Annotated in this window: 16 protein-coding genes and 1 pseudogene; 15 read left to right on the forward strand and 2 right to left on the reverse strand. The window is 65.8% G+C overall.

The genetic code is table 11. The annotated features are described in order from the left end of the window. From NZM16_RS08080 to NZM16_RS08120, 9 genes and pseudogenes are all read left to right on the forward strand, one after another. Window positions 1-523: pseudogene (locus NZM16_RS08080) on the forward strand (hypothetical protein); the annotation flags it as partial. Continuing rightward, entirely contained in the window at window positions 520-1,071 is a 552-nt protein-coding gene (locus tag NZM16_RS08085; RefSeq protein ID WP_295479811.1) for a hypothetical protein, read from the forward strand. The pseudogene NZM16_RS08080 and the gene NZM16_RS08085, both read left to right, overlap by 4 nt. A gap of 25 nt (window positions 1,072-1,096) precedes the next feature. Next, entirely contained in the window at window positions 1,097-4,495 is a 3,399-nt protein-coding gene (locus tag NZM16_RS08090; RefSeq protein ID WP_295479813.1) for an FtsK/SpoIIIE domain-containing protein, read from the forward strand. A gap of 37 nt (window positions 4,496-4,532) precedes the next feature. After that, window positions 4,533-5,456 (forward strand): hypothetical protein, encoded by a 924-nt coding sequence (locus tag NZM16_RS08095; RefSeq protein WP_295479815.1) that lies wholly within the window; start codon window positions 4,533-4,535, stop codon window positions 5,454-5,456. 16 nt (window positions 5,457-5,472) lie between these two features. After that, on the forward strand, window positions 5,473-6,822 hold the full coding sequence (locus NZM16_RS08100; RefSeq protein ID WP_295479817.1) for a hypothetical protein: 1,350 nt from the start codon (window positions 5,473-5,475) through the stop codon (window positions 6,820-6,822). Window positions 6,823-6,865: 43 nt separating this feature from the next. Further along, window positions 6,866-7,918 carry an ABC transporter substrate-binding protein gene (locus NZM16_RS08105; RefSeq protein WP_295479831.1) on the forward strand — a complete coding sequence of 351 codons (1,053 nt, stop codon included), beginning with the start codon at window positions 6,866-6,868 and terminating at the stop codon, window positions 7,916-7,918. A gap of 413 nt (window positions 7,919-8,331) precedes the next feature. Beyond that, window positions 8,332-9,276: a prephenate dehydrogenase gene (locus NZM16_RS08110; RefSeq protein WP_295479819.1), complete on the forward strand. Its 945-nt coding sequence runs from the start codon at window positions 8,332-8,334 to the stop codon at window positions 9,274-9,276. Window positions 9,277-9,444: 168 nt separating this feature from the next. Further along, a complete protein-coding gene (locus NZM16_RS08115; RefSeq protein WP_295479821.1) occupies window positions 9,445-10,695 on the forward strand; it encodes a glycosyltransferase family 4 protein in 1,251 nt (416 codons plus the stop codon). 87 nt (window positions 10,696-10,782) lie between these two features. Next, window positions 10,783-11,595: an ABC transporter permease gene (locus NZM16_RS08120; RefSeq protein ID WP_295452067.1), complete on the forward strand. Its 813-nt coding sequence runs from the start codon at window positions 10,783-10,785 to the stop codon at window positions 11,593-11,595. Window positions 11,596-11,673: 78 nt separating this feature from the next. Here NZM16_RS08120 and NZM16_RS08125 read toward each other — a convergent pair whose 3' ends face one another. Together NZM16_RS08125 and NZM16_RS08130 are read right to left on the reverse strand one after the other, a co-directional pair. Further along, on the reverse strand, window positions 11,674-12,990 hold the full coding sequence (locus tag NZM16_RS08125; RefSeq protein ID WP_295452069.1) for a DUF58 domain-containing protein: 1,317 nt from the start codon (window positions 12,988-12,990) through the stop codon (window positions 11,674-11,676). Continuing rightward, window positions 12,987-14,657, reverse strand: a complete 1,671-nt coding sequence (locus NZM16_RS08130) for a hypothetical protein (protein WP_295479823.1) — start codon at window positions 14,655-14,657, stop codon at window positions 12,987-12,989. Before NZM16_RS08130 ends, NZM16_RS08125 begins: the two co-directional genes overlap by 4 nt. 1,093 nt (window positions 14,658-15,750) lie before the next feature. Here NZM16_RS08130 and rbsK point away from each other — a divergent pair. The 6 genes from rbsK to NZM16_RS08160 form a co-directional block, all read left to right on the forward strand. Continuing rightward, a complete protein-coding gene (rbsK, locus tag NZM16_RS08135; RefSeq protein ID WP_295479825.1) occupies window positions 15,751-16,680 on the forward strand; it encodes a ribokinase in 930 nt (309 codons plus the stop codon). 328 nt (window positions 16,681-17,008) lie between these two features. Continuing rightward, window positions 17,009-18,049, forward strand: coding sequence for a histone deacetylase (locus tag NZM16_RS08140; protein WP_295452156.1), 1,041 nt, complete (start codon window positions 17,009-17,011; stop codon window positions 18,047-18,049). A gap of 533 nt (window positions 18,050-18,582) precedes the next feature. After that, entirely contained in the window at window positions 18,583-19,398 is an 816-nt protein-coding gene (locus NZM16_RS08145) for an isopentenyl phosphate kinase (RefSeq protein ID WP_295479827.1), read from the forward strand. A gap of 201 nt (window positions 19,399-19,599) precedes the next feature. After that, a complete protein-coding gene (gene selD / locus NZM16_RS08150; RefSeq protein WP_295452153.1) occupies window positions 19,600-20,649 on the forward strand; it encodes a selenide, water dikinase SelD in 1,050 nt (349 codons plus the stop codon). A gap of 11 nt (window positions 20,650-20,660) precedes the next feature. Then, the gene (locus NZM16_RS08155; protein WP_295452151.1) at window positions 20,661-21,104 is read left to right on the forward strand and encodes an archease; all 444 of its coding nucleotides are present in this window, start codon (window positions 20,661-20,663) and stop codon (window positions 21,102-21,104) included. A gap of 11 nt (window positions 21,105-21,115) precedes the next feature. Then, a partial coding sequence (locus tag NZM16_RS08160; RefSeq protein WP_295479829.1) for an RtcB family protein occupies window positions 21,116-21,983 on the forward strand: 868 nt, incomplete at its 3' end.

Here is a 21,983-nt window from a genome sequence, read left to right on the forward strand (position 1 = left end):
GCCTTCCCCCACGCTGACCCGGACCCGGCCTCGGCCTACCCGCACGCCCGTGCCCACGCCGACGCCGGCGCCGATGGAGACGCCTGTGCCTCCACCCCCGCCAGCGCCCACGCCGACGTGGACGCCAACCCCCACGCATCCCCCTGCGCCGACGCCGGCAGCCCCGGTGACGATCATGGGGATGGTGTTCCTGGATCGTGACGGGGATGGCCGCCCGGATCCCGGGGAGCCCGGGATCCCCGGGGCGATCTTAGAGGTAGAAGGCCAGCGGATCACCACGGGCTCCGATGGGCGCTTCCCGCTATCCAAAGGGTCGAAAGCGAAACTGCTGGCCCTTCCGCTGCATGGTCGGCTGACGGTGGCCGACGGGGTGATGTTCGGGGTCCAGCCCCTCGCCCGTCCATGGTGGCTGCTGGGGTTGGCGCTGGGGATGATCCTCCTGGCCGTCTCCTGGGTATGGGATCCGCGCCCGGATGAAGTTCGGCAGTGGATGAAGATCTTTCGCGAAGGAGGGGTGAGATGACGGAAGCCGATCTGGCTCTGGCGCTGCTGTTGATTGGGGGCTTCGCCCTGTTGGGGGCCCTGATCACCTACGGGAACGCCCGCCAAGCCCAGGCGATCCGGGAGGTGGGCGAGGTGCTGCACGAGTGGGCGATCCGCCATATCCAGCTCTCCCGGGCGACCGCCGCCGGCGCCATCCGGATCGAGGACCCGGTGGCCTGGCTTCAGGAAGCGCTGGCGCGCCTTCCGTTGCCGGAGGGGATCACCAGAGGGCTGGCTTCGGAGCGACAGGGTCGGGGATGGGTTCTGCTCCAGAGCGCGGCCGGGAGGCTCCTCTTAACCCGGCCCGAGATCGATCCTGCCCCATTGGAACGGGGATCCCGATTCGCCTCTCCGGTTCTCCCCAGAGGATCTCTTCGAAAAGCGCAGGTGCTGGAGCTCTCCCCGGTCACCGCCTGGCCGACCTTTGATCTGGAGCTGGCCCAGGCCTGGAAGCGGTGGTTCCCAGAAGATCCTCCGCCGGATCGCGTGCGGTTGCTGATCTGGCCCGAAGGCACGAACGGCCGATGACCTGGCTTCTCGGGGATCGATCGCGATGGGCTTGTGGCAGCAACGCGATGGCCTCGAAGTCTACATCCCGGAGGCAGCTCCGGTGCGGATCTGGCCCGGGACGCGGCGCCTGCCACCGCCTCCGGAGGATCCGCCGGAGATCCCGGATCTGCCTGGCTTTCCCCCAACGCCCGAGCGCTCGCCCTGGTGGACCTATGCGCCATGGTTTCTGATGTCGGCCGTCTATGGCCTGATGGGCCCCCTGGCCTTCGGGGGAAGGGGATGGATGTATCTGCTCTTCATCCCATTGGCGGCCGGCTCCTCTCTCCTGGCCGGGGAGATCCAGTATCGCTGGGCGTTGCGCCGCCACCGCGCCCAGGCCGCCGAGGCCATCCAGCGGGCCGAGCGACGGCTACGACGGTTCCTGGCAGAGCTGGAGGCCTGGCGAAGCGCCGAAGAGATCCTGGAGCGAGCCCTGTTCCCATCCTGGGAGGAACTGGCCCAGCGCCTGCAGGCGGGGACCGACCTCTGGTTCCGCCACCGGGGCGACCCGGATTTCCTTATGGTCCGAGCCGGGGTGCGCCGGGTGCCGCTGCTCATCCGTCCCAATCGTCGCCCTCCGGACCCGGAGGATCTGCCGCTTTCTTTGCAGAGCACCGCCCGGGCGCTGGCGGCGGCGATGAGCGCTCAGGTGGAGCGCCCGCTGCCCCTTTCGTTCCGGGCCTCGACGGCCCTTGTGGTCTTCCCGGGCCTAGAGGGTGCTCTCGCCCGGGTGCTGCTGGAGCTGGCGCTGACCCACTCCCCGGCTGAGCTGGAGATTCGGGTGGGCCTCAGGGATCCCTATTGGGCGTTCCTCCGCTGGCTGCCGCATGTTGGAGAGCTGCGGGAGGGCTACGCCGGCGGGCCGGTTCGGATCCGGGAGGAGCTTTTTGCCTATTTCTTCCGCCGGCGAAGCGGAGGCGGCCTGGAGGGCCCGGCCGTGCTGGCCCTGGGAGATGCCGAATGGCTTACGGATGCCCGCCTGGGGGTTCTGTTGCGAGAAGGTCCTGCCGCTGGGATCCATCCGATCTTGATCCTTCCACCCGGGGCACCCGTGCCAGCTGGGATCCGGACGCTGGGGATCTGGATGCCCGATGGGAACGTTCGGGTCCTGGATCTGACCAGTGGACAGTCCCTGGAAGGCGAGGATCCGGCTCCCCGGCTCTCCCTCGCCCAGGCGGAGGCGATCGCTCGGGGGCTGGCCCGGTTGCGGCCGATGGGACGGGGGGAAGGAGCAGCGGTTCGCCCGGCGCCGGCTCTATGGGGTCTGGCGGATCCACAGACGATAGCGGAGGCCATCCGGGCGGCCCGTTTCGCGCGGGAGGGCCTGGGAGTTCCGGTGGGCTACACCGATGAGGGGACACCTTTCGTTCTGGATCTCCACGATCGCGCCTACGGCCCGCATGCGATGGTGATCGGGACCACCGGGTCGGGCAAAAGCGAGGCCATGCGGACCCTTGCCCTGGCGCTGGCGCTGCATTTTCCTCCAGAGCGGACGCAGCTGTTCTTCATCGACTTCAAGGGAGGCGGAGCCTTCGCGCCGCTGGAAGGACTGCCCCATAGCGTGGGGCTGCTCTCGAACCTGGACGCGCGGGAGGCGGCCCGGGCGCTGGAGACCTTAGAGGGGGAGCTGGACCGCCGCCAGCGGATCCTGGCGGAGAGGGGGGCGGATCATGCCGACGCGGCCGGGCTTCCCCATCTGGTGGTGATGGTCGACGAGTTCGCGGAGATGCTGGATCAGATCCCGGATGGGATGGGCCGGATGATCCGCCTGGCCCGGTTGGGGCGCAGCCTCGGCATGCATCTGGTGCTGGCGACGCAACGGCTGGGGGCGGCAGTGCCGGGGGAACTCCGGGCAAACCTGCGGGTGCGGATTGCGCTGCGCTGTGAAACGCCGGAGGAATCGACAGCGGTGCTGGGGCGGCCGGATGCGGCATATCTGCCGGGAAGCGGCTGGGCCTTCATCCAGGTGGGGCAGAACGAAGTGTTCCAGCGGATCCGCTTCGGATATGTGTCAGGATTCTCCATCGGGGTCCGGGAGGAGATCGGGATGGATCCGGCCGATCCGGGTCGGGAACTTCGACGCCAGCGGGTCGGTGGCGATGGAATCCGGGATCTGGACCGGCTGGTCGCCGCTTTGCGGTCGCTGGATCCCCCGGTGCCTCGACTGGCCCCACCGCCGTTGCCGGAGGATCCGGGAGCGCCGAGGGAGGAGAGTTGCCATCGGATCGGGATCGGGGTGGCGGATTTCCCGGAACGCGGGGAGATCCGGTGGGTGTTCTGCGACGATCGGACCCCGGATCTGCATCTGATCGGACAGTCCGGGACAGGGAAGACGCGGGTGTTGCGGGCGATGACGGCCGCGGCCGCTTGCGCCGGTCGGCGGGTCTTCCTCGTGGACGATCGGGGAGACTGGCAGGATGCGGCGTGGACCGTCCGGGTGGATCCCTCGGACCGAGAGGGGATGGGTCGGCTGTTCCGGGCCTTGCAGGGGGAAGAGGGCCCGTCCCTGCTGGTGCTGGACGGCGTGGATGGGATGGCGGAGGAGGCCCAGGCGATGATCGAGGCCGGGCTGGAGGCGACGCGGGATCGAGCGGAGCTATGGGTCTGGACCGCGGCACGGCGAGAGGTGATGTGGCGGCCGCTGCGGGGGCGGCCGGCCCATCGGGTGGTCCTGGCGATGGAGGCCCGGGACTGGGAAGCGGTGGTAGGGCGCCTGCCGGCCCCCGAGGCGCCTTTTCAGGGCCGGTGGTGGGGAGAGGGACGATGGCGGGAGATCCGGCTGAGGCGGCGGGAGGCTGCTGCGCCGCCCGCGCCGCCGTTGCCCCGGGCGCCCCAGGGATCCGGGTCGGATCTGCCACCGGCCGTCCGGGCGGAGGAGGGCGTGATGCTTCCTCTGGGTTGGTGGGATGAGGACCTTCAGCCCGCCGTCCTCCTTTTGGACCGGCGGCGTCCGGCCCTGGGGATAGCGCCGGAGATCGCTTGGGGACGGGGAGCAATGGAAGGGTTGGTGAGGCGGCTGCGAGGGATGGGAGAGGAGATCCTGGTGTGGGATCCCGAAGGCCTACTGGAGAGGGTGGCAGAAGGCTTCGAAGATCCGCAGGCTTTCCTGAAACGGGCGATGGCCGGCGAGGCGGAGGGAACCGGGGGTGTCCTGGTGGTGACGGACACGGACGTTTTCCGAACGCGGTTGGGGTATGGGGAGGAAATCCCGTTGATGCTACGACGATCGGGGCGATGGATCTGGCTATGGGCGGGGCGGGATGGGCTGGGGTTGCGTGGATGGCGGTTGTTGCCGGAGCCGGAGGATCGGCGGGCGCCCCCCATCGCGAAGGATCATCCAGGCCTGGCGTGGCTCGCGGAGCCCAGTCGGGGCCGCTGGATCATCCTCCCGGTCGTCCCCTAGTGGATCTTCCTATCCGGAGACTTGCTCGGGGGTCATTATGCGAAGAGTGCGACAGATGCTTCCCTTATTGCTTGGATTGGCGCTGGCGGCCGTCGTGGCGATGGCCACCCGGATGCTCGCCACAGCAGGTGTGCCAGATCAGGTGACGATTACCGTGGCGGCAGTCCCCTTACACCCCGGGGATGCGCTCACCGAGGACAAGCTTCGAACGGCTACCGCCTACGACGCTCCGGCGATTCGGGGAATGATTCAGGAAGCCGAACTCCCGCGCTACGCAGGGGGAACGGTGCTGATGTTCATCCCGGCAGGGGCGGCGATCCCCCGCACCGCCATTCTTCCCTCTGGCCAGTTCACAGCGGCGGCTCGTCTCTCTTCCGTGATGGTGGAAGGAGAGCAGCTGCTTACATTACAGGATACGGATCGGATCCAGGCGCCGCCTTTTTCTGTGTTGCGCCCCGGAGACTGTCTGGATATGGTTGCGTTCTTCGGAGCGCCTGCAGGCAGCCCGGAGTCCGTGGATCCTTTCGTTAGACTGGAGGGAGCCTTCGCTCAATCCTCCGTGCCGGAGATCACCGGGACGATGGGCCTCACCGTTCCGGTTCGCCCGATGGCGAAATGGCTCGCCCGCGGGGTGGTGCGATCCGTCCTGGGTCTCCCGGCACCTTCGGGCGGTGAGGGGGCATCCGCTGGGAGAACATCCAGCGCCTCCACCGGCGCGCCGCGGCTATTGCTCGGGGTTCCTCAGAGCGCGATGGAAGGGATCATCTACGCGCTGGGAACTGCAGAGAGGATCTACCTCGTCGTGGCACCGCCGTGCGCCCGGGCCGAGATCCCGGCCTCCACGGGGTTCGCGGAGCAGGATCTGGCACAATGGGTTTGGTTCGGCCGGCGGGCGGCCGGCCCACCCGCCTTCTTCCTCCCAGCGGAAGCCACTGGCTCTGAATCTCCACCCCGGCGGTGAGGGAAGGGCGATGCGGATGAACATTGTGATTCTGGGGAACCTAAGTGGGATCGGTGGGGAGATCGCCAACCAGCTGGCCCGCTTGGGACATGAAGCCTACGCGATGCCGGGGGTGGTCGCGGTAGAGATCCTGGCCGGCCTTCGCCCGCAGCTCATCATCCCGGTGGCGGTCGAGACGGGGATGACCACCGAGACCGTCGGCCGCCTGGCGGCTGAAACGGGAGCAGCCGTGGTGGTGGTGGCCTCCCCTGGGAACGCCTGGGCGACCTGGGCGGAGCATCGCAGATATCCGGTGGTTCCCCCAGAGCAGGCCGCGGGGGAAATCGCCGCTCGATTGAGCGAGCTGATGGCCCAGGTTCAGGCCACCGAACAAGTTCGCTACCTTCAGACCGTTTACGGGGCTCCGGTTGTGGTGACCAGCCAGCCCCGGGTCCTGGGGTTCGGAGGACCCAAGGGCGGGACCGGGAAGAGCACGGTCGCGGCGAATGCCGCCGTCCTCCTGGCCGCTCGAGGGGTCTCCGTGCATATTATCGACGCGGAGTCCGACACCCGGGGCAACCAGCCCGATCTGTTCCGGCTGGGCGAGGGAATCCCTATCTATTCTCTCATCGAGCTGGCAGGCCTTCATTCACCGCCCTCCCGGACCGGCGGGGTGTTCGAACCCGGCGCGCATGTCCCAACCTTCTGGACCCAGGTGCCGGCGCCGCGGGGGATCCGATGGAATCTGCGGCTTACCGCTGGGTTGTTGACGCTGGACCCCTTGATGGGCGAGCGGTCGTTTTCTATCCTGGCTCGAGCAGCGGACTGGCTGGATTTCGCGATCGAACGGGCGGCCGGGGAAGGATATACGGTGGTCCTGGATACCGGGAATAACCTGATGTCCCCCCTCTCGCTGCGGGCGATCAATCGTTCCCAGATCCTTTATATCGTATTGGAACCGGAAGACACTGGGCTGATCGCTGGGGCTTCCTGGCTGGCTCACGTCTACCGCATGGCGGGCCCGGATGCCTTTTCCAGCAAGGTCCGGATTGTCTTTAACAAAGTCCGTGGGGAATCCGGCTCGGAACTGATTGGGCGGCTGCGGGAGCACGTGGAAGCGATCCTGGGGCACCGGTTGCCGCGAGCAATGCCGGTGCACATGTTGCCGTATCTGGATCTGGACATCGCCCGGGCGCAGACCAGCCTGCGGCTGGGACTGGAACACCTGGCGGTCCTTCAGACCATGACCGGCGGGCGTTATGCGGAGGAAACGCGGGGCTTCACCAACGCCCTTCAATCTATGTTGTCGGAACTGTTCCCGGTTCTCGCCGCTGCCCCCTCTGTCCGCGAGGCTTCCCCGCGCTTTCGATTCCCATGGAGAAGATAGTGCTCCGTCCATCTTCGATTTTGGGGTTTTCGGGGGCGACCGCATCACCGTGGTGAAGAACCCGAACTACTGGCGCGCCAAAGAGGGTCTGCCGCGGATCGACACGGTGATCTTCCGCATTGTCCAGGATACCAACCAGCTGCTGGCCCAGCTGCTCTCCGGCGACTGCGACATCGGCACCCAGGACGCGGCCTTCGATGCCCAGGCGGAGTTCCTGAAGCAGGCGGAGGCCGAAGGGTTGCTGAAGCCGCAGTTCGTCCTGGGCACGGTCTTTGAGCACCTGGACTTCAACATCCAGCCGGCGCCGGGATATCAGATCGCCGCCGGCAATGACGTGTTCCAGGACAAGCGGGTGCGCCAGGCCTTCGCTTACTGCATCGACCGTAAGGCGATCATCGATCGGGTGATGTTCGGCCGCAGCGAGGCCCCGGCGGTCTATATGCCATCCATCCACCCGCTCTACGCCAAGGACGTGGTGACGGTCTACGAGTTCAACCCGGAGAAGGGCCGTGCCCTGCTGGAGGAGGCGGGGTGGAAGGACACGGACGGCGACGGGATCCGGGACAAGGGCGGCCGGAAGTTCAGCGTGACCTACGGCACCACCGCGGGCAACCGGCTGCGGGAGCAGGTCACCCAGATCATCCAGCAGCAGCTGAAGGAGAACTGCCAGATCGAGGTGAACCTCTACTACAAGCCGGCCCGCGAGTTCTTCGCCGATTGGCCGGACGGGCCGGTCTTCGGGCGCAAATTCGATCTGGCGGAGTTCGCCTGGGTGACCGGCGTGGAGCCGCCTTGCGAGCTCTACAAGACCGATCAGATCCCGTCGGATGAGAACCCCGGTGGCCAGAATAACACCGGCTACAGCAACCCGGCCTACGATGAGGCCTGCAACCGCGCCCTGGGCACCTTGGATCCGGACGAGAAGAAGAAGTGGCACGCGGAGGCCCAGCGGATCTTCAGTGAAGATCTCCCAGTGTTGCCGCTCTTCGTCCGGCTGAAGATCGCGGTGGCCTCACCGAAGGTCAAGAACTTTATCGTGGATCCGACGGCGAACTCCGAGATGTGGAATATCGAGGAGTTCGATCTCGAGCCGTAAGCCGGCGGGATCCGGATTCGCCGGGCGGGGGAGGATCTCCCCCGCCCGGTTTTTGTTTCCGGTGTGGAAGTTATGCCCTTCGCTTCCTCAGGGAGTCTTCTACGGCAGGATCCTTCCACCTCATCTGATCAGCTCCCAACGGTAACTCTTACGGGTGGATTTTTGTGGGCGGGCGAGGCCGCGTTGGGCGGCCTCGCCCATCCACAGAATCTTCCGGCCTCCCTTTCTTTTCTTTCTGTGATATACTGAACACGCGACTCCCCGTTCCATATTTTTGATTTTCGTGGGTGCGGGCCACCTTAAGTGACCTGCATCCGCCAAAAATCGATTTCCCTTCGCGGAGCGCTGGCTCCGGCGTTACGTGATCCCTTGCTGGCTGAACGTCCGCTGAATCGGAGGAGATGGGAGACCGGATGCAGATCACGATCCTGGGATTAGGAACTCTGGGGATCTCCCTGGGACTGGCCCTTCGACGAGCAGTGCCGGAAGCCCGGCTGGTGGGGCACGATCCGGACCACGAACGGGCTCGCGAGGCGCTTCGTCGGAAGGCGGTGGATCGGACGAGCTGGAACCTGCCCGGGGCCTGTGAGGAGGCGGATCTGATCCTGTTAACGTTGCCCCTGGGGGAGATCGAGACCACCCTCCGGGCCATCGCTCCGGCCTTGAAGGAAGGAACCCTGGTGATGGACACAGCGGAGCTGAAGGCGCCAGTTATGGCCTGGGCGCAGACCCACCTTTCCTCCTCGACGCCCTTCATCGGCGGTCATCCGATCCTCCGCCCGGACGCCGGGGAGGAGCCTGACCCCGACCTGTTCCGGGACGCGTTGTTCTGCCTGACCCCGCCGGCCCAGGCGCCTGCCTGGGCCGTGGAGGCCGCCAGCGGGCTGGCCCATCGCATCGGCGCGCGTCCCTTCTTTATCGACCCTGTCGAGCATGACGGCTGGATGGCCGCCCTGGAGCAATTGCCCTCTCTGCTCGGCGCCGCCCTCCTATCCGTGTGGTCCGTCGCTCCTGCCCGACGGGAGATGCCCCAGGCGATCGGGATCCGCTTTGCGCGGATCACAGCGGACCTCCCGGATGCCCCCAGCGGGCGGCTGGCGGCGACCGCGAATCGGGAAGCCCTTCTTTACTGGCTGGATCGCCTGCTGGAAACGCTCGGGCGTTTGCGGGAGGCGCTGACGGGCCTGGAGGGTGAGGCGGCCCTCGAGGACCTTTTCCGCACCGCCAGCCAGATCCGGGACAATTGGTTGAAATCCCGGCAGGAGAGCCTCCAGGCTTTGCCGGTTCCGGCGGATCAGCCAGGCCTCATGGAAACGATGCTGGGGCTTCACCGCCTTCGCCCCTCCCGGAGGCGATAAGGCGCGTTGGGGTTGGGAAGATGCCCACCTCTAAGTGGAGCGCCCAGGCGATCAGTCACGCTGCCAGCGTTATCCAGAGTCCAGTTTCGCATCCTTTCAGGCCTTGAGCCGGGCATCTTAAACGCCTGGCCCAGGGCCCAAAGGCAATCCCTCCTGGGGCCTCATCGCATGCGGGTGTTGATGATCGCGCCGACTTCGTTCTTCAATGACTACGGATGTCATGTGCGCATCCTGGAGGAGGCCAGAGCCCTCCAGTCCCTCAATCTCCAAGTGAAGATTGTGACCTACTACAAGGGCCGGGATCTCCCAGGCCTGGATATCGCCCGCACGCCTCCCCTGCCGTGGCGTTCTCATTACGAGGTTGGATCCTCCCGGCATAAGATCGCTTTTGATCTCTATCTCTCCGGGACCGCGCTGGCCGCAGCGTTACGCTGGCGTCCGCACTTACTGCATGCGCATCTTCACGAAGGCGCGCTCATCGGGGTCGCCCTTCGGGCACTATTGCGGGTTCCTCTCATTTTCGATTTCCAGGGCAGCCTGACCGGGGAGATGATCGACCATCGCTTCCTGAACCCGGATGGACCATGGTATCCCCTCGTGCGGCGGCTGGAAGTCTGGATCGATCGGCGGCCGAACGCGATCCTCACCAGCACGATTCACGGGGCTCGCTTGCTGATCGAAGCTTTCGGCGCGTCCCCGGATCGGGTGATCCCATTCCCGGATGCCGTGAACACGGAGGTCTTTCGCCCTCCTCTGCCCGAGGAGATCCCGGAGCTCCAGCGCCTGCGGGAAGTGTGGGGGATCCCCCCAGAGCGCCATCTGGTGGTCTATCTGGGGTTGCTGGCCCCCTATCAGGGCACGGATCTGTTGCTGCAGGCGGCCGCCCGTGTGGTTCGCCTGGAGCCCCAGGTTCACTTCCTGATTATGGGGTTTCCCGGGGAGACGCATTATATGGCCCAGGCCGCCGCTCTGGGGATTTCGGATCACGTCACGTTTACCGGGAAGGTGCCCTACGAGCAGGCGCCGATTTACCTTCGGTTGGGCGAGCTGGCCGTGGCGCCCAAAATGTCGGCCACGGAGGGGAGCGGGAAGCTGTTAAATTACATGGCCACGGGCCTCCCGGTGGTGGCCTTCGATACTCCAGTTAGCCGCGAGTTCATGGGACACGAGGGCTACTACGCCCGATTCGGGGATGCGGACAGCCTGGCGGAACAGATCCTGTATGCCCTCCGTCATCCGGGGGAATCCGCGGAACGGGGCAGACGGCTTCGCGCCCGGGCCGTGGCGCATTACAGCTGGAAGGCCGCCGGGCAGATGTTGCTGGAAATCTATCGAGCGGTTCAACGAGGCGTGCGTCCTCCGGTATGGGCCATCGCCTCATCCCAGAGAGAAGCGAAAACCGAAGAGGCCTTTCGATAAGGGATCCCGGGGAAGTCAGCGGCCGGGATCCCCATGGCGCTCTCGGGAGAACCAGCGGGGAGATCTTACCGGCGAGGCGGAAAAGGGATGCTCCATGGGCTTGTGGAATTGTGGCGCTATCGAGATCTGCTCTGGCTGCTCACCTTGCGGGATCTCAAAGTCCGGTATCGGAATTCGGTTCTCGGGGTGGCCTGGTCCTGGATGAACCCATTGCTGATGATGACGGTGTTCACGGTCGTCTTCACCGTTATGAACCGGGGGCCAGCCAGCCTTCCGCACTTTCATGCCTTCGTCCTGGTGGGCATCCTGGCCTGGAACGCCTTCGCGATCTCCGTGCAGGGCGCCGCGGAGAGCGTCACCGCCAACGCCCCCCTGGTCCGTAAGGTCTATTTCCCCCGCGAGGTCCTTCCCCTCTCCGTCGTCCTTTCGAATTTGTTGAATTTCCTGATCTCCCTTCCCATTTATTTCATGATCGCGTGGCTTTCCGGGATCCGGCCGACGCCATGGTTGCTTCTTCTGCCGCTGACCATGCTGGCGCACGGGATGTTCACCGCAGGGGTGGCCCTCGCCGTCTCGGCCTTAAATGTGTTTTATCGGGATACCGCCCACATCCTGCAGGTGTTGCTGCTGGCATGGTTTTTCCTAACCCCGATTTTCTATCCGATCTCGGTTCTCCCTCGTAACGCCTCCTTTCTTGGGGTTTCCATCGATGTCTGGCTCTGGACCCGGCGCCTGAACCCGATGGCGTCGATTATCGCCTCCTATCACGATCTTCTCTACTACGGAACTTACACGGCGCCGGATTTCCTCACACGCACCCTGGCCACCTCCGCGCTGGTGTTGCTGGTGGGATACGCCCTCTTCCGTCGCCTCAGCCCGCGCTTTGCGGAGGAAGTGTGAAAGAGGCTACGGCCTTCGCCTGACCGAACAAATCCTCCCCTCTAAAGTGAAAGCCCCTGGTGATCCCTTGAGGGAGGCTTAAGCGGAACCCAGCCGTTCCAGGGCGAGGGCGAAGGGTTCTCCCCCCCGGATCACTGCGACCGGGATCCCGCCGCTTTCCAGCATGGGGAGAACGCGGGGGCTGATCTCCGGCCCGCCGAAGGAGGCTGCCTCCAGCACGATCGCGGCCACGCGGATCCCATGGGAATCCAGGCTTCGGGCCACCATCGCCCATCGTGGATCGCCGGAGGGAGTGATCAGGATGAGGATGGAGCCGCGGGCCATGCGCAGCACATGGGATTGCAGCACCTGGTGGAAGGGGATCTCGCCGTGGGCTCGCAGCAGCGCCAGCCCCTCTAAGAGGCGCTCCAGCTGACCTTCCCCTCGATGGGGCGGCAGGAAGAGCCGTCGGGAACCGTAAGCCAGGATCCCCACCATCCGCTCGCGTCGCAGAAGGTGGGCCGCTAAGGAGGCCGCGAGGGCAATCGCGTATTCCTCTGTGGAAAGGGGAAGAAGCCTCGGCTTGCCCGTCGGCCAATCCTCTTCGTCGCGATCCGGCTGATGAACATGAACGTCGGCCATCAGATCGAGGACGATCCAGACATCCGCGGCGGGCTCCTGATCGAATTCCTTCACCATAAAGCGCTCCCGGCGGGCGGTGGAGGGCCAGTGGATGCGACGAAAAGCATCTCCAGGCTGATACTCCCTTACCCCGCCCGCGTTGGGGGTCACCTCGGGAGTCCGCCGCCGTGCCGCTTCACGCCCACGCCAGAAACCGGCGGGCAGGCCCAGCCGCCAGAGCGGGAATGTCGGCGGATAGATCAGCACCTCGTTGGTTTCCCTCAACTGCAGGGTCGCCTCAAAGAGGCCGAAAGGGTCGGTCCCGATCAGGGTCAGGGGCCCGAGGCGATAGAGCCCCCGATGACGACAGCGCGTCCGCACCGTCCACAGGCGCTCCTTCCCTCGCCCCAGGTTGTCCAGCACAAAGCTCGCCCGATGACCCGGTAGGGTGGAGGCATCGCGGACTTCCAGCCAGATCTTGGGGAAGAAGCCGGTGTTCCGGAGGATCAGGATCTCTTCGAAGAAGCCGCCCACCTGATTGCGCCGGGAACGCGGAATCCGCCGGATCTCCAGATCCCGCACCGCGCTCCAGGCCCAGACAAACGAGAGGATCAGCAAGGCGAGGAGCATGTAGGTGAGGTGATACAGAATCGAGCGGCCGGTGATCATCGCCGCCAAGCCGATGATCACCGTCAGCAGAAGGAGGCCCCGCGCTCGGGGTCGCAGGGCCCATCGAAGGATCGGCCGCTCCGGGGAAGGTGCCCGGGATCGCAGCCAGGAGGGAAGCGCGGTCATGGGGACCGAACCTCCCATGGCACGGTGGGGATGAGCTGGAGCTCGCCTCGATAGATACGAACCTGACCGATGATCTCCACCTTGGCCCCCTTTCCTTTCAATCGCTCCGGAACCATCGCCGCGACGTTCTCCCACAGGATCACCGGGATGGCCCCGCTTTCGTCGCGCACGGTCAGGCGCAGCCCGGCGGAGAAGCCGCCTGCCTCTATGACCTCCCCGCGGATCTGCACTCGCGCGCCCTGGTCGCCCGGAGTCAGGCTTCCGATGGAACGAGGGGGTGCCTCGGGGCGCACCCCCTTCCGCACTATGATGTCACGGCCCCGCTGAGGAAGCAACTCCAGCTCCCCTCGATAGAGGGTCAGCACCCCTGTAGCCCGGATCGTCGCCCCTGGGTAAAGCCCCTCCCGTCCGGGCAGCTCCCCCATCTGCCGATTCGGGATGAAGAGGCGGAGGCGATGCCCACCCTGTTCCAGGATCACGGCCCATCCTGCTGAGAAGCCCTGAAGATCGATCACAACCCCTTCGACCGCGAGACGGGTGCCTAACGGTTGGGTCGAAACCTCGCCCAGCGGGAACGACGTAGCCGTCGGCCGCGGGCGGGGGGTCGGGGAAGGGGTGGAGGGAGGGCGCGAGGGGGTGGGAGATAGAAATAAAACTGCCGTGGGGGATGGGGAGGGCGTGGGCGTCGCCGCAGGTGGCTCCCAGCGTAGGTCCAGCGAGAGCTCCGGGAAGAGCACCCTTTCCCCCCGGATCTGCCGCAGTCTGCCCCATGCCTGAAGCCGGGCGCCCACCGGGGGCGTGGCAGCGAGGGCCGCTTGAAGCTCCCGGGAGAGTCGGATCTCGATCGTTCCGGTCTCGTCCTGGAGCGTCCATCGGCCTTCAGCGCGCTGAAGGAGGGCGCCTTCGACACCCACCCAGGCGCCGTCCGGGAGGCCGAGGGCCTGGGCGATAGGGCGGGGAGGCGATGCCCAGGGGAGGATGGCCCATCCCTTCGGATCATCCAGCACCACCTGAAGCGAGTCCCGATAAAGCCCTAGCGCGCCGGTGATCCGAAGCCCGGCTCCCAACGGCAGCTCCGGCCGTCCGGCCAGGGTTTCATACCAGGCCACCTCCACCCCCCCGGTCTCATCCTGGATTCGGACCAGGGTCAGGCCGGCATAGGGGCGGCGCACGGTTCGGATCTGGCCGGTGACCTGGACCCGTGTTCCGGGGGGGATGGTGGGAAGCGTTCCCAGAGAGGGGAAAAGCGGCTCGGGCCGTTCGACGACCAGCCCATCCGGGGAGAGGATCTCCAGGATCCGGGAATCTGGGTTTTCCCGCACCCGCCCCTCGACCGTCACAACATCCGCCGTTCGAGGGATCCGCTCCTGGCGTTGCAGCGCCGTCGCCACGGACCCGGAAGCGAGGACCCGGAGATCCGCGGTGCCATCGTTCAGGCGGAAGAGGAGGCGGGGCCCTTTCGGATCCCAGCGGGGCGGCTCCGCGACCGTGCCCTGCACACGCACGTATCCGGCGAGGGGTTCGGCCTGGAGCTCCGAAAGCGAACGGGTGGGTATCGGCTGGAGCCGGACTTGCAGCCAGAGGGAGAACAGTCCGGCGAGCGCCAGGGCCAGGGCTCCTAGGACTCGGTTTCGAGAGATGCCGGGCGGGGTATAGCGCGTCAGCATGATGGGGATCCTCGAAATGAATTCGCTCATGAAGATGATAGTCGGTGTGACGTTAGAGGATTGATCCCCACATCAGATTTGAGAGAGCTGTGCGGCTCTCTACGCGAACCTCATAATCCCCTAATGGGACGGAGACACCCCGGATGACAGCGACTTGAGATCGCGTGGCTGTCTTGTATATCATTCACTTTCTAGGCATGCTTACTGACGGGCCATGCCACGCCGGGATTTGACCGATGGATCGGAGTGCGAATAGTGCTTTGTCCAGTTATAAACTGGGGAGTTGAGGAACCGAAGCAAGTCCGGAAGGCGATGTCCCCTCCCTACGGCCAGCGGGATGTGGGGAGGGGGGAGAAAGCATCTTTCAGGGGCGGTGCGAGGGACCAAAGGCCTCCCGCACCGCTCCCGAACCCCCCCAAATTAAAAGTGGACAAGGCACTAGCTATGAGGTGCTAAAGATGAAAAGTCCGCTATTCTAAAGCGGAGAAAGCGCGGATTCGGCAGACCGACCGGGAACGGGCCTGCAGACGGGCCCTCTCACGCTGCTACAGCGTCTCTCGCCCGACTCTAGGGGACCGGATGAGAAAAGCCATGAAACTTACCCTCGCCGCTTCGACACTCCGGTCCGAGCAGGAAACCGACGTTCTGGAAATCGATGAGCTGGGGAGTTTGGTGGGGAGAAAGGCGGTGGCGATGGGCTGACCGATGTCAGTGGGCCCAGCCGATGCTGGCCTTTGTCATAGGCGATCGAGGTGAGCAGACCAGCCGTTGTCTTTTGGAGGCCATTCCGGCGGAATACCGCCTCGATCGGAGCGTCAGCGATTTTCTGGGAGGCCGATCGGGCGGTTTTCCCCAAAGAGAGGCATCGCCCGGTGGACGAGCGAAGTGGGGAACTGGCGCATATCGAGCGGGTGGTTCCAGACGCTTCGGCAGAATTGGGCCCGATATGTTCGGAAGACGCAGTCGTTTTCCCAATCGAATTGCTTTCCTGAAGCGGTGACCTGCTGGTTCATCGGGGAATACAACCGGGAGGTATCAGTTAGATATTGACTACTGCTTTAGTTGGCACAGTGATGCGCCGGAGGGGAGCTTCATGAGCGTTCTGGTGCTGGGGAGCATCAACATGGATCTGGTAGCGGTGGCGCCGCGGTTTCCACGGCCGGGGGAGACGCTGCGGGGTCATCGCTTCTTCACCGCGCCCGGGGGGAAGGGCGCCAACCAGGCCGTAGCGGCTGCCCGGCTCAAGGTCCCCACACGGATGATCGGGCGGGTGGGGAACGACGTGTTCGGCCCGGCGCTCCGCCAGGGGCTGGCGGAGGCCGGCGTGGACGTGGAGGGCGTGGCGGTCGACCCTGAGGCCAGCTCCGGGACGGCGCTGATTGTGGTGGAGGAGGGGGGCCAGAACGCGATTGTGGTGATCGCCGGGGCCAACGGCCGGGTGGGATCGGCGGAGCTGGCCCGGCTGGAGGGATGGCTCCGCGAGGCGCGGGTGGTGCTGATGCAGCTGGAGGTGCCGCTGGAGGTGGTGATGGAAGCGGCGGCGCGGGCGGCTCGAGCGGGGGTGCCGGTGATCCTGAACCCCGCGCCGGCGATGCCGTTGGCGGACGAAATCTATCGCTGGTGCGCCTGGCTGACGCCGAACGAGGTGGAGGCGGAGAGCCTGGTGGGGTTCCCGCTGCAGGAGGCGGAGGCGATCGAAGAAGCGGCGCGGGTGCTGGTGGGGAAGGGATGTCCCCACGTGGTGATCACCTTAGGGGAGCGCGGGTGCGTGTATGCGGATCGGGAGGGCGTGCAGTGGGTGCCGGCCTATCAGGTGCCGGTGGTGGACACGGTGGCAGCGGGGGATGCCTTCAACGGGGCGCTGGCGGCCGCGCTGTGGGAGGGACGATCGGTGGAAGAGGCGCTGCGCTGGGCGAACGCGGCCGGCGCCCTCAGCGTGACCCGTTACGGGGCGCAGCCGTCGATGCCGCATCGAGAGGAGTTGCTGGCCTTCCTGAACCGCAACCCCGAACGCCGCCGGTGAGCGGGTTCGAGGCGACTTCCAAAAATTTTTCTCCTCCTTCCCCACGGCCCAGAGGGCTGCAGAGAGGGAAGGGGTCATCGCTTTCCGGACTCGCTTCGGTTCCTCAAACCCCCGGTTTATGACCGAACGAAGCGTTAGTCTTCCAGTTGGGGCTGCCACTCCCATCTTCCCTGAAGCTGTGGAAAAAAGGGATTAGGGAGTCCGCGAGGGCGGACCCCCGGGCCGAACGCCTAGGAAGATCGACTTCCGCCGGCATTTCGCCGGAATGGCCTCCTGACGGGATCCCCGCTAAACTCCTCTTCGAACAGCCTGCACGCCGGAGGGCTCGATGACCGTGGCCTATGCCTTCGACCCGATCTTCCTGGAACACGACGATCCTCACCACATCGAACGCCGGGATCGCCTGGAGCGGATCCTGGAGATCCTCCGAACCCATAGCATCCTGGAGCGGGCACTCTCGCTCCCCGTGGAGCCGATCCCCCTCGAGCGTCTGACCCGGGTGCACGAGCCGAATTACGTGGAGCGGGTGCGGCGGCTGGCGGAGCGCGGCGGCGGCGGCCTGAACTTCCCCGGCGATGAAACCTACGTGAGCTCCCGTTCCTTTGAGGCGGCGCTGCGCGCCGCGGGAGCGGTCGAGGCCGCGGTCGCCGCCGTCTGGGAAGGACAGGCCCGCCGGGCCTTCGCCCTGGTCCGCCCCCCCGGCCACCACGCGTTCCCCGACCACGGCGAGGGGTTCTGTCTCTTCAACAACGTCGCCCTCGGCGCCCGCTTTGCCCGGGAGGAGCTCGGCGCCCGCCGGGTGATGATCGTCGACTTCGACCTCCACCACGGTAATGGCACCCAGGCGATCTTCTACGCCGATCCCTCCGTCCTCTACCTTTCCACCCATCAATGGGGGATCTACCCGGGGACCGGCCACTGGCGGGAGATCGGAACCGGGCCCGGGGAGGGGGCCACCATCAACCTCCCGCTGCCGATGGGGGTGGGGGATCGCGGCTTCGAACAGCTTTTCGAGGCGGTCATCGCCCCTGCCGCCCGCCGCTTCGAGCCGGAGATCCTGATGGTCTCCGCCGGCTACGACCCCCACTGGGGGGATCCGCTGGGGGGGCTCACGATGACCGTCTCCGGGCTGGCCGCCCTGACCCGGCGGCTCACAGAGCTGGCGGACGCCCTGTGCGGCGGGCGCCTGGTGTTTGTGCTGGAAGGCGGCTACCATCGGGAGGCGCTGGCCTACGGCGTGCTGGCGGCTTTCCGGATCTGGCTGGGCGAGGAGGACGTGATCGACCCCTTGGGCGCGCCCCCGCGCGCCGACGAGCCGTCCGTAGAGGGGCTCATCGCCAACGTCCGCCGGCTGCACCGACTGGAATAAGAATGCGGTGTTTGTCCGCCGCTATCGTTTGGTAGGGGCGAAAAATCTTTCGCCCCTACCAAAGGACGAAAAATCTCTCGCCCCTGGGTCGGAGCCTTTGCCTGGGATGCGCAGCCTTGTTGCCGGCGGCTTGGCGGCTCTGCTTCCTCGGGCTTGCAGCCCTGTGTCCCTCTTGGGTCATGGTGGGACGCACTCTCTCCCCCCTCCCCTTGCGATCCTTTAAGACCTTCGACCATGCCATCAGCGCCTAATCTATGACTTTGGCAGGATCGGCGTCTGGCGAGCCCGCTGTTCCCCATGATCTGGCCTCGGCGTGGATCGACATACCGGGAGGCGACGACAAGGATGGTGTTCAGAACTACTGTGGGGCGTGTTTAGACCCCACCTAACAATCTTCGAGGGGCGGGCTGGGGAAAGGGTGGACGGATATCCGGAGCGAGCCGTCCATACTCCATCCTCTTCTCACTTGCGCTAAGATTGAGAATGGCATAGAAGTGGCTTCGCTCTCTATCGTTTGTCATACGGGACCCGGAATGCGCGATTCCAGCGAACGGATTTTCATTAAGCTGGGTGGCTCCCTGATCACCGACAAGCGTCGGGAGCGGCGGGCCCGCCTCCGGGTGATCCGCCGGCTGGCCCGGGAGATCCGGGAGGGCCTCATCGAACGGCCGGATCTGCGGATCCTGGTGGGCCACGGCAGCGGCTCTTTCGGCCACGCCGCGGCCGCTCGGGCCCGGATCCATCAGGGGATCTCCCGCCCGGAGGACTGGTGGGGGTTCGCCGAAGTGGCCCTCGCCGCGGCGGAGCTCCACATGCAGGTCCGCCGGGCCTTCCACGAAGCCGGCCTGCCCACCCTCAGCATCCCGCCCTCCGCGGTCGCGGAGGCGGCCGGAGGGCTCCCCGTCGCCTTCGAGGTCCGGGCGTTCCAGCGCGCCTGGGAGGCCGGCCTGATCCCCCTGACGGGAGGGGATATCGTCTTCGACCGGGAGCGGGGGGCGGCGATCCTTTCCACCGAGGCCGTTTTCGATGCCCTGCTGGAATCCCTGCGGCCGGCCCGCATCCTGCTGGTCGGGGATGTGGCAGGGGTTCTGGCGGACGGACCGGAGGGGCGTCAGGTGATCCCCCATTTGACCCCCGAGCGGTTTCAGGAGATCCAGGGGGCGGTCGGGGGATCCCGGGGGATCGATGTCACCGGAGGGATGCGGGCCAAGCTGGAAATGGCCCTGCGCTGGGTGGAACGGGATCCCGACCTCGAGGTCTGGATCTTCTCCGGACGGCGCCCTGGGGCGCTCCGGGAGGCGCTGCGGAATCCCTCCCGGATCCAGGGGACGCGGATCACCCGAAGGTGAAAAGCCTCGGTGGCTCTACGAAGGAATCTCTCTTCACCAGTCTCTTGATGTTCACAACTGGCTGGGACATACTTGGAGACGGGGGAGTGGAACGAGGGGTGCGCCGAAGGCGTGCCCTTCGTTCCGCGAAACGATGAAAGCACCGTGCGAAGCGGTTCCCGTGAGCCCCGTGTTCGCTTCATCTCCAAGGCGGAGGGCCCTTTGGACAACCAGACGATTCGCCTGACGGCGTTGGCTTCGTGCGCGGGTTGAGCCAGCAAGATGGCCCCTGAGGCCCTGGCGCACGTGCTGCGCCGGCTCCGCGAGGAAATCCCTGCGCCGCCCCATCCGGCGGTCCTGGTCGGGTTGGGGACGCCGGATGACGCAGCGGTCTATCAGCTGGACGAGGATACTGCCCTCGTCCAGAGCACGGACTTTTTTCCGCCGGTGGTGGATGATCCCTACGCTTACGGCGCCATCGCTGCCGCCAACGCCATGAGCGACATCTACGCCATGGGGGGCGAGGTCCGCTTCGCCCTCAACCTGGTGGCTTTCCCGGACGGCCTGGATCTGGAGATCCTGGTCCGAATCCTGAAAGGGGCGTCCGACAAGGTGATCGAAGCCGGCGGGGTGGTCCTAGGGGGGCATACGGTGGCCGATCGCGAGCCCAAGTTCGGGCTGGTGGTCACCGGCATCGTTCATCCCCAGCGGATCCTGCGGAAATCCGGCGCCCGGCCAGGGGACGTCCTGGTCCTGACCAAACCCCTGGGCAGCGGGGTGATCACCACGGCCTTGAAGCAGGGGGTGGCCCGCCCGGAGGAGATCGAAGAGGCGATGGCCTGGATGATGCGGTTGAACAAGATCGCCGCGCGGCTATCGCTGAAATGCAACGCCCACGCCGCCACGGATGTGACCGGGTTCGGGTTGCTGGGCCATGCCTGGGAGATGGTTGAGGCGTCGGGGGTGGGGCTCACGCTGGAGATCGGGAGGCTGCCCTGGATGACGGGCGCCCGGCGCTGTGCGGAGGCCGGGACCTTCGCCGGAGGGCTCTGGCGGAACCGGGAGTTCTACCGGCCGCATGTGCGCCTGGAATCCTTGGTGGACGAGGTCACGGAGGCCATGCTTTACGATCCTCAGACCTCCGGCGGGCTGTTGCTGGCCTTCGCCCCGGCCGATGCGGAGACCTTTTGCGCCCGGATGGCGGAGGTTCGCGAGTCGGCCTGGATCGTCGGCCGTTTTGAAGGCGAGGCGGAGATCCGCGTGCGGGCCTGAGGAGGAAGGCGATGCCGGTTCCCGAGGTGCCCTTCGAGGAGATCCCCCACACCGCCGACTGGGCGATCCGGGCCTATGGGCGCACCCTGCCCGAGCTGTTCGTCCATGCGGCCCGGGGGATGTATAGCCTGCTGGTCGACCTGGACGCCCTGGGGGAATCCGAGCGGCGGGAGGTCGAGGTGGAGGCGGCCAGCCCGGAGGGCCTGCTGGTGGCCTGGCTGAACGAGCTGGTCTACTTCACCGAGCGCGAGCGGCTGGCCTTCCGACGGTTTGAGATCCATGAGCTTCGCCTGCCGGACCCGGAGGATCCGGACTCCGTCGGTCGTCTGCGCGCGGCGGCTTATGGAGAGCCGGCCCGGGAGGTGCGAAAATATATTAAGGCGGTGACGTATCATAACGTGGCCATCCAACGCGGGAACGGATATTACTGGGTGGAGCTGGTATTCGACGTGTGAGGAGGGTGACCATGCCGCGGGAGATTCGAAAGCAGGATTTCCGACGGATCAATGAGTATCTCTGGGAGCTTCCGACGACCTTCGATTCCCGGATGAACGTCCCCGTGCGGATCTATGCGGACGAGGAGCTTCTGGAGGATGCCCTGGGGGATCAATCCGTGCATCAGGCGGTGAACGCGGCATCCCTGCCGGGCTTGGTCGGCACGGTGGTTGTGATGCCGGATGTGCATATGGGCTACGGGTTCCCCATCGGGGGGGTGATGGCGAGCAAAGTCCCGGGGGGGATCATCTCCCCGGGGGCTATCGGCTATGATATCAACTGTTTGACCGGGGAAGCCCGCATCCTGCATTCCCTTGGCTATACACGTTCCATCGAAGAGATGGCGGCCGATTGGCCCCAGGCAGAGCTGGCCTGCTACGATACCCAGGCCGCTCGCGTGGCTCAGACCCCAGTGATCCGTTTCCTGGAGAGGCCGGCCGATCCGATCCTTTACCGACTGGTTACTCGCGCGGGGGATGAGATTGTGGCCACTGGGGATCATCCGTTCTGGACGCCGGCTGGGATGCGTCCTCTAGCCGAACTGGAGCCAGGAGATCGGATTGCTTTCATGCCTTTTGAAGGCGTTCCTTACGAGCCGCCTTGCCATGAAATCATCGTGGACGAGGCGGACGTGGAGCGCGTTCTACAAGCAGTGGGGAAGGATCGTCGAAAGGGTGCAATCACTAAGGCCATCGCCGGCCTCCGTCGTCGCGGATTGTTGCCTTTGCGCTATGATTCGCCGTCGATTCCCTATCTGCTGAAGCTGCTTGGCTATGCATGGGGAGATGGAACCGCCGGCTTCATGCGCCGACGGAAAGAGGGCGTTCTGGTTCTTTACG

Source organism: Thermoflexus sp., from assembly GCF_025055495.1.
In the GTDB taxonomy this organism is placed as follows: Bacteria; Chloroflexota; Anaerolineae; order Thermoflexales; family Thermoflexaceae; genus Thermoflexus.

Bases quoted from the DNA above. Each gene is read 5' to 3' on its own strand.
- NZM16_RS08085 (WP_295479811.1), top strand. From the start codon at position 520: ATGACGGAAGCCGATCTGGCTCTGGCGCTGCTGTTGATTGGGGGCTTC.
- NZM16_RS08090 (WP_295479813.1), top strand. From the start codon at position 1,097: ATGGGCTTGTGGCAGCAACGCGATGGCCTCGAAGTCTACATCCCGGAG.
- NZM16_RS08095 (WP_295479815.1), top strand. From the start codon at position 4,533: ATGCGAAGAGTGCGACAGATGCTTCCCTTATTGCTTGGATTGGCGCTG.
- NZM16_RS08100 (WP_295479817.1), top strand. From the start codon at position 5,473: ATGAACATTGTGATTCTGGGGAACCTAAGTGGGATCGGTGGGGAGATC.
- NZM16_RS08110 (WP_295479819.1), top strand. From the start codon at position 8,332: ATGCAGATCACGATCCTGGGATTAGGAACTCTGGGGATCTCCCTGGGA.
- NZM16_RS08115 (WP_295479821.1), top strand. From the start codon at position 9,445: ATGCGGGTGTTGATGATCGCGCCGACTTCGTTCTTCAATGACTACGGA.
- NZM16_RS08120 (WP_295452067.1), top strand. From the start codon at position 10,783: ATGCTCCATGGGCTTGTGGAATTGTGGCGCTATCGAGATCTGCTCTGG.
- NZM16_RS08125 (WP_295452069.1), bottom strand. From the start codon at position 12,990: ATGACCGCGCTTCCCTCCTGGCTGCGATCCCGGGCACCTTCCCCGGAG.
- NZM16_RS08130 (WP_295479823.1), bottom strand. From the start codon at position 14,657: ATGCTGACGCGCTATACCCCGCCCGGCATCTCTCGAAACCGAGTCCTA.
- rbsK (WP_295479825.1), top strand. From the start codon at position 15,751: ATGAGCGTTCTGGTGCTGGGGAGCATCAACATGGATCTGGTAGCGGTG.
- NZM16_RS08140 (WP_295452156.1), top strand. From the start codon at position 17,009: ATGACCGTGGCCTATGCCTTCGACCCGATCTTCCTGGAACACGACGAT.
- NZM16_RS08145 (WP_295479827.1), top strand. From the start codon at position 18,583: ATGCGCGATTCCAGCGAACGGATTTTCATTAAGCTGGGTGGCTCCCTG.
- NZM16_RS08155 (WP_295452151.1), top strand. From the start codon at position 20,661: ATGCCGGTTCCCGAGGTGCCCTTCGAGGAGATCCCCCACACCGCCGAC.